This window comes from Pseudomonas avellanae BPIC 631, assembly GCF_000444135.1.
In the GTDB taxonomy this organism is placed as follows: domain Bacteria; phylum Pseudomonadota; class Gammaproteobacteria; order Pseudomonadales; family Pseudomonadaceae; genus Aquipseudomonas; species Aquipseudomonas avellanae.
This window is the reverse complement of sequence record NZ_ATDK01000378.1, coordinates 1-9,065: the sequence shown is the minus strand read 5'-3', so window position 1 is coordinate 9,065 and position 9,065 is coordinate 1. Positions and strand designations below refer to the sequence as shown.

Annotated in this window: 7 protein-coding genes; 3 read left to right on the top strand and 4 right to left on the bottom strand. The window is 57.7% G+C overall.

The features are described from left to right. Positions 1-161: 161 nt before the first annotated feature. On the bottom strand, positions 162-815 hold the full coding sequence (locus DW49_RS0122375) for a DUF1826 domain-containing protein (protein WP_005619437.1): 654 nt from the start codon (positions 813-815) through the stop codon (positions 162-164). 336 nt (positions 816-1,151) lie between these two features. Here DW49_RS0122375 and DW49_RS0122370 point away from each other — a divergent pair, with 336 nt between their 5' ends. Beyond that, the gene (locus DW49_RS0122370; RefSeq protein ID WP_005619436.1) at positions 1,152-2,276 is read left to right on the top strand and encodes a mechanosensitive ion channel family protein; all 1,125 of its coding nucleotides are present in this window, start codon (positions 1,152-1,154) and stop codon (positions 2,274-2,276) included. Between the two features lie 9 nt (positions 2,277-2,285). Here DW49_RS0122370 and DW49_RS0122365 read toward each other — a convergent pair whose 3' ends face one another. After that, on the bottom strand, positions 2,286-3,968 hold the full coding sequence (locus DW49_RS0122365) for an acid phosphatase (protein ID WP_024420114.1): 1,683 nt from the start codon (positions 3,966-3,968) through the stop codon (positions 2,286-2,288). A 91-nt stretch (positions 3,969-4,059) separates the two neighbouring features. Further along, complete coding sequence (locus tag DW49_RS0122360) at positions 4,060-4,860, bottom strand: substrate-binding periplasmic protein (protein WP_024420113.1); 801 nt, start codon at positions 4,858-4,860, stop codon at positions 4,060-4,062. 100 nt (positions 4,861-4,960) lie between these two features. On the opposite strand from DW49_RS0122360, the gene dnaX reads away from it, so the two are divergent. Next, positions 4,961-7,150, top strand: a complete 2,190-nt coding sequence (gene dnaX / locus DW49_RS0122355) for a DNA polymerase III subunit gamma/tau (protein ID WP_005619431.1) — start codon at positions 4,961-4,963, stop codon at positions 7,148-7,150. A 61-nt stretch (positions 7,151-7,211) separates the two neighbouring features. Beyond that, positions 7,212-7,538 (top strand): YbaB/EbfC family nucleoid-associated protein, encoded by a 327-nt coding sequence (locus DW49_RS0122350; protein WP_002552818.1) that lies wholly within the window; start codon positions 7,212-7,214, stop codon positions 7,536-7,538. Between the two features lie 183 nt (positions 7,539-7,721). Here DW49_RS0122350 and DW49_RS0122345 read toward each other — a convergent pair whose 3' ends face one another. Further along, on the bottom strand, positions 7,722-8,855 hold the full coding sequence (locus tag DW49_RS0122345; protein ID WP_005619429.1) for a T3SS effector HopA1 family protein: 1,134 nt from the start codon (positions 8,853-8,855) through the stop codon (positions 7,722-7,724). Between the last annotated feature and the right edge of the window lie 210 nt (positions 8,856-9,065).

The window sequence follows — 9,065 nt, the reverse complement described above, 5'->3', positions numbered from 1 at the left end:
TTTTCGAAATAAGTTACCCATAACCTGCAAGCTAAGCTATTGATAAGATTTGAATTTTCCGTTAGTTGGTGGCTGATTTTTTCGAAAACAGTACACTAGACGACACGGAGAGATAACCGCCGGATGTTTATAATCCAGCGATTGATCATGCGTGTCCTGTCTTACTTCCAGCGCGCCATGAAAATGGCCCTACCGCTTTCATGCGGTGAGCGATGAACCAGCTTGGGAATGCTTTCTTCAGTGATGCCTTTGCCTGCAAAAAAATAGAAGCGGTCTTTCTTGGCTTCGTTGGTTTTTTGTGCGATAGCTTCGGCATTTTTGGGGATCATTTCTGCGTATTCCCCTGTTTCAAAAAGCTTTTTCGATTCTGATGGCTTGACGAACTCCGTACCTCGGCCTTCAACGGTTGCGATGCAGATGACTTTTTTCGGCTCCTTATCCTGGTGCCATTTATCCGCCCCCTGATTTTTGGCCCGCCGCAGCTGAAACTCTTGTGGTTTCAGTTGCTCCTGTTTCCCGGTAAGTCTCGTTGCAATGTCTTTTGCCACTGCCGTGACCGAGCGCTCATAGTCGGTTCCCGTCAAGTCGATGACTTGTCCTACGGTCTGGTTTCGCCATGCGGGATTGCTGAGCGTGCTTCGCTGATGCAAATAGCTTTTCGTAGACTCCGACATACGAACGCTGAAATATCCCTTATCCTTAAGTCTTTCCGTCTTTTTCTCAATGACTTCAGGCTTCAGTTTCAACTCATCAAATGGCTGGGGCTGGGTGTGATAGGCCGATGTGCCCGCTCCACCACGGATGCTATTGATCATAGGCATTTCCTCCGGGTAAATGGATGGTTTAAAGTTGGGGCTGCCTCGCAGGCGTTTTAAATAGCCGTGTTTGATCTCTCCAATGATCGGGGTCTTGGTGGCAATCAGTTGAAAAGCGGTTCCGTCAGCCGGTCGGTTTTGACAGGCAGAGGGTGTGCGCTGTCATTGTCGCGCCGTCAGCCACCAGCCAAATCAAACTGAACCCTCACCCCCACACGCCACCTAATCCCCTTACGCGTCGCTTGAAACCGTTTTACGGCAAGGGGCAATTCAGGTCGCTGCGGGTGTCACGGGCTTTTCGGTCAGGCGTCTCGCAGCATCGGAGCCGGGGGCCGGATGGAACAGGACATCATCAGATTTTTCACAGACTCAGAATTTCTGGGCATTTCGCTCGCTAACTGGATATTTGCGGTTTTTGTCTCGACCATGAGCTTTTTGCTGGTCAGGGGCGTTATCGGCTTTGTGCTGCGAAAGATGCGCGCGCGGCCCGTCACGCCCAATCGGCATATGAGCTACATCGTTGTGCAGGTGCTGTCTGGCACCAGTAATACGCTGTTGCTGCTGGCGTCGATTCTTGTCGGCATCGGTATGCTCGATCTGCCGGAGCGTTGGCTCGGGCGAGTCAGCAGCCTGTGGTTCGTGGTCGCGGCGTTGCAGGTCGGGCTGTGGGCGAACCGGGCAATTGCGCTGGCGTTGCAGCGCTATTTCGTTCGCCATAACACCGATGAAACCTTTCAGGGCAGTGCATTGGCGACCTTGAGTCTATGGGGCGCAAAGGTATTGTTGTGGGCGACGGTGGTGATGGCGATGCTGTCCAACGTCGGGGTCAATATCACCGCGTTTGTGGCCAGTCTCGGGGTCGGCGGTATTGCGGTGGCGCTGGCGGTGCAGAACATCCTTGGTGACGTCTTTGCCTCACTTTCGATTGCGGTGGACAAGCCGTTCGAGATCGGCGATTTCATCGTCGTCGGGGCGCTAGCGGGAACGGTCGAGCACGTCGGCCTGAAGACCACGCGCATTCGCAGCCTGGGTGGCGAACAGATCGTGATGGCCAACGCGGACATGATCAACAGCACCATTCAGAACTACAAACGCTTGCAGGAACGACGCATCGTCTTCGACTTCAGGCTCACCTATGACTGCTCTGCCGATCAGGTGCGCGAAGTGCCGAAGAAGGTCGAGGAGATCATCAATGCGCAGAAGCTGGCGCGCTTCGACCGCTCGCATTTCCGCGGCTTTGGCGAGACATCGCTGGAGTTCGAGACCGTCTTCATCGTTCTTGACCCCAGCTACAACGTCTATATGGATGTGCAGCAGGCGATCAATCTCGAGATCATGGAAGCCTTCGCCGAGATGGATGTGCGTTTCGCATTCCCGTCCCGCACGGTGTACGTGGCGTCCTTGCCACCCGTGAAAACCTCACGGCACACCGCGCTGGAAGCTGCCGACGCGAACGCGTAAGCAGGTTTATCAGGCGGGAAAGTGCAAGGCGTTGGTCAGGTCGCCCATGGGCGCCTGGCCGCGCGCGATCATCGCTTCGTCGCGGCGTTTCAGGCCGTCGAGCTTTTCCAGGCCGTGGACGCGGGTGATCAGGCGCAGGATCGAGGCCGTGTCGTAAATTGTGTGGTCCACTTTGCCTTTGCGCGCGAACGGTGAAATCACCAATGCCGGAATCCGCGTGCCGGGGCCGAAGCGGTCGCCTTTGGGCGGTGCGACGTGGTCCCACCAGCCGCCGTTCTCGTCGACCGTGACGACGATGACCATGTTGTCCCACTGCGGGCTGTTGCGCAGCACCTTGATGACGCGGTCGATGTGCCGATCACCCGATGCCACGTCGGCATAACCGGCGTGCATGTTCAGGTTGCCCTGGGGTTTGTAAAAGGCCACGGCAGGCAACTTGCCCGCTTCGGCATCCGCCAGGAAGCGATTGGTGCTCGACTCGTCGCCCAGGCCGCCATCGCGCAGGCGCTTTTTGCGTTCTTCAGGGTTCTGCGGGCCTTGCTGTTTGAAGTAGTTGAACGGCTGGTGATGGTATTGAAAGTTGGGGATTTTCGGGATGCCGGTGGAGTCCTTGAATTCATCCAGCGTCACTTGCCAGGCCCCGGCGTACCAGGCCCAGTCGACATTCCTTTTCGACAGCTTGTCACCGATGTGCTCGTGGCTCTGCGGCACCAGCACGTTGGCCAGGTCCGGTTTTGAGTAATCCGGGTTCTGCGGGTCACGCAGCCAGGTTGGCCAGTACGGCGGGGCCAGGGTGTTGACGGCGTAGTTGTCCGGAGTGATGGCGCTGGGGCCGAACTGCGGTGGCCCTTCCATGGCGCTGGCGGGCGACTTGTCCAGTGGTTTGAGGCGCGAGTCCAGCGGATTCATGCTCTGCAACGAGGCAATCTGGGATTTTGCAGGCGAGTCGGCGGCGTTCGGGTAGATCGGCGCAGTGGCCGAGATCAGGTATTGATGGTTGAGGAACGAACCGCCGAATGCACCCTGAAAGAAGTTATCGCACAGCACGAATTCCTTGGCGACGTCCCACAGACGCAGCGAGTATTGCGTCTGCGCGTAGTTGCCCATGGTCAGCCCGCCGGCATCGGTCCAGGCGACAAACCGGTCGTTCTTGCCGTCGTTGATTTGCATCTGGTTCTGATAGAAAACGTGCCACAGGTCGCGGGTGACCAGGCTCAGCGGCAGGTCCTCGGCGTTCGGTCCCTTAAGCGGGAAGGGCGCGTTGGGCAGGTTTTCCTGAAACTGCACGCCCACCGGATAGGTCACGCCGTCGACGGTCTGCGGCCCGACTTGCAGAACACCGCCCCAGGCAGGCGGCAGTTTGTCCAGCACGGTGCCGTTGCGGTCGCGCTGCACATAATCGGCAGGCCTGACGGAAGACAGGGGTTTCTGCACGCCCGGGAAATCCCCGAACAGGTTGTTGAAGCTGCGGTTTTCAGCGTAGATCACCACCACGGTCTTGACGTTTTCACGCAGTGCGCGGTCCAGTGCCGGTCCGGCAAGGTGATGCTTTTCGGCCTCTGCGGGAGGTCTTTCATGAGCCGAGACATAACCACTGAGCGTCACACCTGCGCCCAAGGCTGCCATGCCGCCGAGAAAACGACGGCGGCCGGGGTTCTCGTTGGTGTTTTCGTCTTCTGGTTTGTCGCTCATGCCGAATACCCGCGCTGGTTAGTTTGTTACCAAAGATTTCAGGCGAGCGTAGCGATGAAATGTGACGGTATTGCTACACGGTGCCGGGGTATCAAGGCGCCAGTGGTGCAGTGTAGCGATCAATGATTCGCTGAATTTCTCCCGACATGCGCATCCTTAACAGCGTGCGCAGAATCCTGTTCACCGGCAGCTCCGGGTTGTTACGAATCAGGCAGGCTGCGGGCTGTTCAGCAACAAGGGCAATAGGCTTGAGTTTTTTACCGGCGGGCAGGCTGCGATTGGTCCAGTCGAGGATCAACTGATTGGTCACTGCGTAGTTGTAGCGTCCGGCCATCAACTTGCCCAGGGTCTGGTTTTGAGTGCGTGCGTCTTCACGATTCAACTGGTGGCTGTCGAACAGGTGCTGCAGGGCAGGGTAGTTGTAGCCCAGTACGGTGCCGACGGTCTCGTTATCGAACTGCTCGGGGTAAGGCCCGGCGGCGGTCTTGGCCGAGGCCACCAGCCAGTCGCGCTGATAGAGAATCGGCAGGCTCCATAAATAGTCGCCGGACAGGTCGGGATACCATGCCTGAGCGCTGTAACAATGGATGTCCACTTCGTCATGCTCAAGCGCCCCTTGAATGCGCAGGCGCGGTATGACGTGGTATTCGGCGTCTCTGCCCACCTGGTGCGCAAGGCTTTGCATGATATCGAACAGAATGCCGGATTCGGGCTGGTAGTCGGTGATTTGCATCATCGGCATGGTCCAGCCCTCGTTTACCGCAAAGCGCAGCGGTGCCTGCCCCGCCTGGCTGGTTTGCACGAGTGAGAACAACAGGCCCGTCGCGATCACGATCGCACGGGCAGTTTGAGGCAGTGCAAGAGCCCGGATACAGCACTTCAATTCATTCATTTAGCTAGCGTAGACACAATAGAGACGGACACCGGATGCAATTTTGCCCCTGCTCGGCTAGCATTGGCGGTCTTCCGCTTACCAGTTGCGACGGTTTTCAATGAGTTATCAGGTTCTTGCACGTAAATGGCGTCCGCGCTCGTTCCGCGAAATGGTCGGCCAGGCCCATGTGCTCAAGGCCCTGATCAACGCGCTGGACAGCCAGCGCCTGCACCACGCCTATCTGTTTACAGGTACGCGAGGCGTCGGCAAGACCACCATTGCGCGGATCATCGCCAAGTGCCTGAACTGCGAAACCGGCATCACCTCGACGCCCTGCGGCACCTGTTCGGTGTGCAAGGAGATCGACGAAGGCCGTTTTGTCGACCTGATCGAGATCGACGCCGCCAGCCGCACCAAGGTCGAAGACACCCGCGAGCTGCTGGACAACGTGCAGTACGCGCCCAGTCGCGGACGCTTCAAGGTCTACCTGATCGACGAAGTGCACATGCTCTCCAGCCACTCGTTCAATGCCTTGCTCAAGACGCTTGAAGAGCCGCCGCCCTACGTCAAGTTCATTCTGGCCACCACTGATCCGCAAAAGCTGCCGGCGACCATTCTGTCGCGCTGCCTGCAGTTTTCCCTGAAAAACATGACGCCCGAGCGCGTTGTCGAGCATCTGACCCACGTGCTGGGCGTCGAGAACGTACCGTTCGAAGATGACGCGCTGTGGCTGCTCGGGCGCGCTGCCGACGGTTCGATGCGCGATGCCATGAGCCTCACCGATCAGGCGATTGCCTTTGGTGAAGGCAAGGTCATGGCGGCCGATGTGCGCGCCATGCTCGGCACGCTGGATCACGGTCAGGTGTTCGATGTGCTGACCGCGCTGCTGGAGGGTGACGCCCGTGGCGTGCTGGAAGCCGTGCGTCATCTGGCCGAGCAGGGGCCTGACTGGAATGGCGTGCTCTCGGAAATTCTCAACGTGCTGCACCGCGTGGCAATTGCCCAGGCGTTGCCCGAAGGCGTCGACAACGGCCATGGCGACCGCGACCGGGTGCTGGCCCTGGCGCAGGCACTGCCCGCCGAAGACGTGCAGTTTTATTACCAGATGGGCCTGATCGGCCGTCGTGACCTGCCGCTGGCACCGGACCCGCGTGGCGGTTTCGAGATGGTCCTGCTGCGCATGCTGGCGTTTCGTCCGGCTGACAGCGAAGACGCTCCCAGACAACCGCTAAAGCCAGTGGGGATCAGCCAGGCCACGGTTGATTCCCGCAAAACGGTGGCTGATGCGACACCTGTTGCATCGCCCGCTTCCACGCCGCCGGTCATGGCTGCGCCTGACCCGGCCTTTGAAGCGCAGCCGCCTGCTTACGCTCCGGCGCCGGCTGCTGTTCAGCCAGAGGCAAAAGCCGAGCCTGCGCCGGAAATCAAACCCGAGCCTGCGCCTGAGTCGGTCGAAGAAATCGATCTGCCGTGGAACGAGCCGAAAGCGCCGGTGGCCGAAAAGCCTGCCGAGCCCGAGCCTGTGGCAGAAGTTGAAGCAGAGCCCCAGCCTGAGCCGGTAGCCGAACCGGTTCTGGAAACGGTTTCCGAGCAGCCAGACCTCACGCCGATGCCGGCCCCTGCGCCTGCCAGCCCTGTGCCGGATGCGCCGCAGGCCCAGCCGTCGCCACCGGTCGAGGAACAGCAGGTCACGCCTGCGATGCTCGAAGCGATTCCTGACTCAGCCTATCTGTCCGCCCCGATGGACCGCGATGACGAACCGCCAGCGGACGACGATTACGTCGAGCCGGACATAGACATCGACCCGGCGTCCTACAGCTACCTGGATGAACTGGCCCACGAGAGCGTCGTCGAGCTTGAAGCCGTCGAACCCGAGCCTGCTCCGGCCGCCATGCCTGCCACCGGTCTTGCTGCCGATTGGCTTGAAGTGTTTCCCAAACTGCCGATCTCCGGCATGACCGGCAGCATCGCCGCCAACTGCACATTGATGGCCGTCGATGGCGACAACTGGCTGCTGCACCTGGACCCGGCGCACAGCGCGCTGTTCAACTCCACGCAACAGCGCCGCTTGAACGATGCGTTGAACCAGTACCATGGGCGCACGATCAACCTGAGTATCGAGCTGATCAAGCCCGAGCAGGAAACCCCTGCCCAGGCAGCCTCACGTTTGCGCAACGAACGCCAGCGTCAGGCCGAAGCCTCAATCCAGGCTGACCCGTACATCCAGCAGATGCTCCAGCAGTTTGGCGCTGTGATCCGCGAAGATACGATCAAGCCCGTGGACGCGCCGGTGGTGCAGACTCAATAATTGAAGACAGGGCGCCTTTGGCGCCGCGCAAACAAACCATCCATTTTCGAGGAGATCTCCCATGATGAAAGGTGGCATGGCTGGCCTGATGAAGCAGGCGCAGCAAATGCAGGAAAAAATGGCCAAGATGCAGGAAGAACTGGCCAACGCAGAAGTCACCGGTCAATCGGGCGCAGGCCTGGTGAGCGTGGTGATGACCGGTCGTCACGACGTCAAGCGCATCAATCTGGATGACAGCCTGATGCAAGAAGACAAGGAAGTGCTGGAAGACCTGATCGCCGCCGCCGTCAACGACGCCGTGCGCAAGATCGAACAGGCCAGCCAGGACAAGACCGCCTCCATGACCGCTGGCATGCAACTGCCACCGGGCATGAAACTGCCGTTCTGACAGTAGCTGCGCGACGATCAATGCCAGGCCGGGTGCCTGGCATTTTTCTTTCTGGTTTTCTAATAAGCGAGCCGAGCTTGTGCCAGTGCGCTGACATGCAATTCGTGACGCTCCGTGTCACATCTGCGCTGCACCACGCCTGCGATAACTGCACGCTTAGTCCGCCCCCTTACTCCCGAACTCTTACAACGTGAAGGCCGGGTTGTCAGGGTTGTATCCAGCGTTCTTAAAAGCATTACCCAGCTTTTTCTCAAGCGACGACCGACTGGTGTCTGCCAACGCAGACGAGATTATTCTCGCGCGAGCCATTCCATGGCTGGTGTCGTCCCCCGGTACACGCTCGGCGTAACACAGCCCTTTTTCAATACATTGCATTCCAGCTGGCGTATGGTTGATGAACGCATCGGAAGGGAGCAGTTCTTTAAGCCGTTGTGCGAGTGCTTGCGCAGAAGAAAAATCATTCCCGACATAGAAAACCGCAGCATCTGTGGTCGTACCAATCTTTCCAGGACCCGCCACTTTGGAACCTAAGATATCGCGATTCTCCGCGGTCAACTTAACAGCTGCATTAACCATCTCCTTGTGGAATTCAGGTTTGACGTTTACCGTCAGGCGCGCTTTGACATCCTCAGTACCAATTCGCTCACCAGAACGCTCGATTCTGTAATACTTGTTTGGCGCTTCAGGGTCGTTTTTCATGAACTCTTTCGTGTATCTTTTCAGGACCAATCCATAAAGTTGATCCAGATTCTGCGGCCAAATATTGATATCGTTCTGACCGTTCAGTTTGTACATATTCGCCAGGCACGCCCTATGCTCGGTGGGTGGCATCAGGTTTACACGCGGGAGTTCTTTTGCGTAGAGCTTATAAATAGCACCAGAATTCAGGGTGCCTGCGTCTTTCGCCTTATTGGCCAGCTCCAGAAGGCTGCTCTTTACCAGTCGCCCATTGGGTTGCTTATTTTCCTGGACGGACGTGGCAGCCGAGCTGCTTTGCCCTTCCTCAATGTTGAATAGCATACGGTCCAGATGCGTTTGCCCCTGGCGTGCAAAACGCGGTACGGAAGAGCCACGCTTGTCATTCAGTAATTGCGCGATCTGATCGGACTGACTGCTGGAACCTGCACTTTTGAAAAATGTACCAAACTTCGACGGTTTGCCAGAACGCTCAACAGTCAGCTCGTCATTGGCAGCCGCACGAATCTCATAGGATTTGCCACCCACCTCTATTTGACCATGCGCTTTGAGCGCTTGAACATCCACTTCTGAATGCCTAAGTGCTTCAATGTTAGAGAATCGCGTTTTTATCGGGTCCATGTCTCATCCTCTATTTAGTACGCATCGCGTCACATCAGGTGATGCTTCTTTGAAAAAATGTTTCGCTTTGGATTTTCGTTCAGGTCGAAGGACCGAAATTTTTCCCTAGTGTGCCGTCTCAAAATTAACTTCTCTCATGCCTGCGTGCTCATTGCCGCGCGGGCTCGCTGTATTTTGTTCAAAATATCTTCTCCCTTAGCGTTCCAAACG

Excerpts from the sequence above, each read along its gene's own strand:
- DW49_RS0122375 (WP_005619437.1), bottom strand. The coding sequence starts at position 815 with ATGATCAATAGCATCCGTGGTGGAGCGGGCACATCGGCCTATCACACC.
- DW49_RS0122370 (WP_005619436.1), top strand. The coding sequence starts at position 1,152 with ATGGAACAGGACATCATCAGATTTTTCACAGACTCAGAATTTCTGGGC.
- DW49_RS0122365 (WP_024420114.1), bottom strand. The coding sequence starts at position 3,968 with ATGAGCGACAAACCAGAAGACGAAAACACCAACGAGAACCCCGGCCGC.
- DW49_RS0122360 (WP_024420113.1), bottom strand. The coding sequence starts at position 4,860 with ATGAATGAATTGAAGTGCTGTATCCGGGCTCTTGCACTGCCTCAAACT.
- dnaX (WP_005619431.1), top strand. The coding sequence starts at position 4,961 with ATGAGTTATCAGGTTCTTGCACGTAAATGGCGTCCGCGCTCGTTCCGC.
- DW49_RS0122350 (WP_002552818.1), top strand. The coding sequence starts at position 7,212 with ATGATGAAAGGTGGCATGGCTGGCCTGATGAAGCAGGCGCAGCAAATG.
- DW49_RS0122345 (WP_005619429.1), bottom strand. The coding sequence starts at position 8,855 with ATGGACCCGATAAAAACGCGATTCTCTAACATTGAAGCACTTAGGCAT.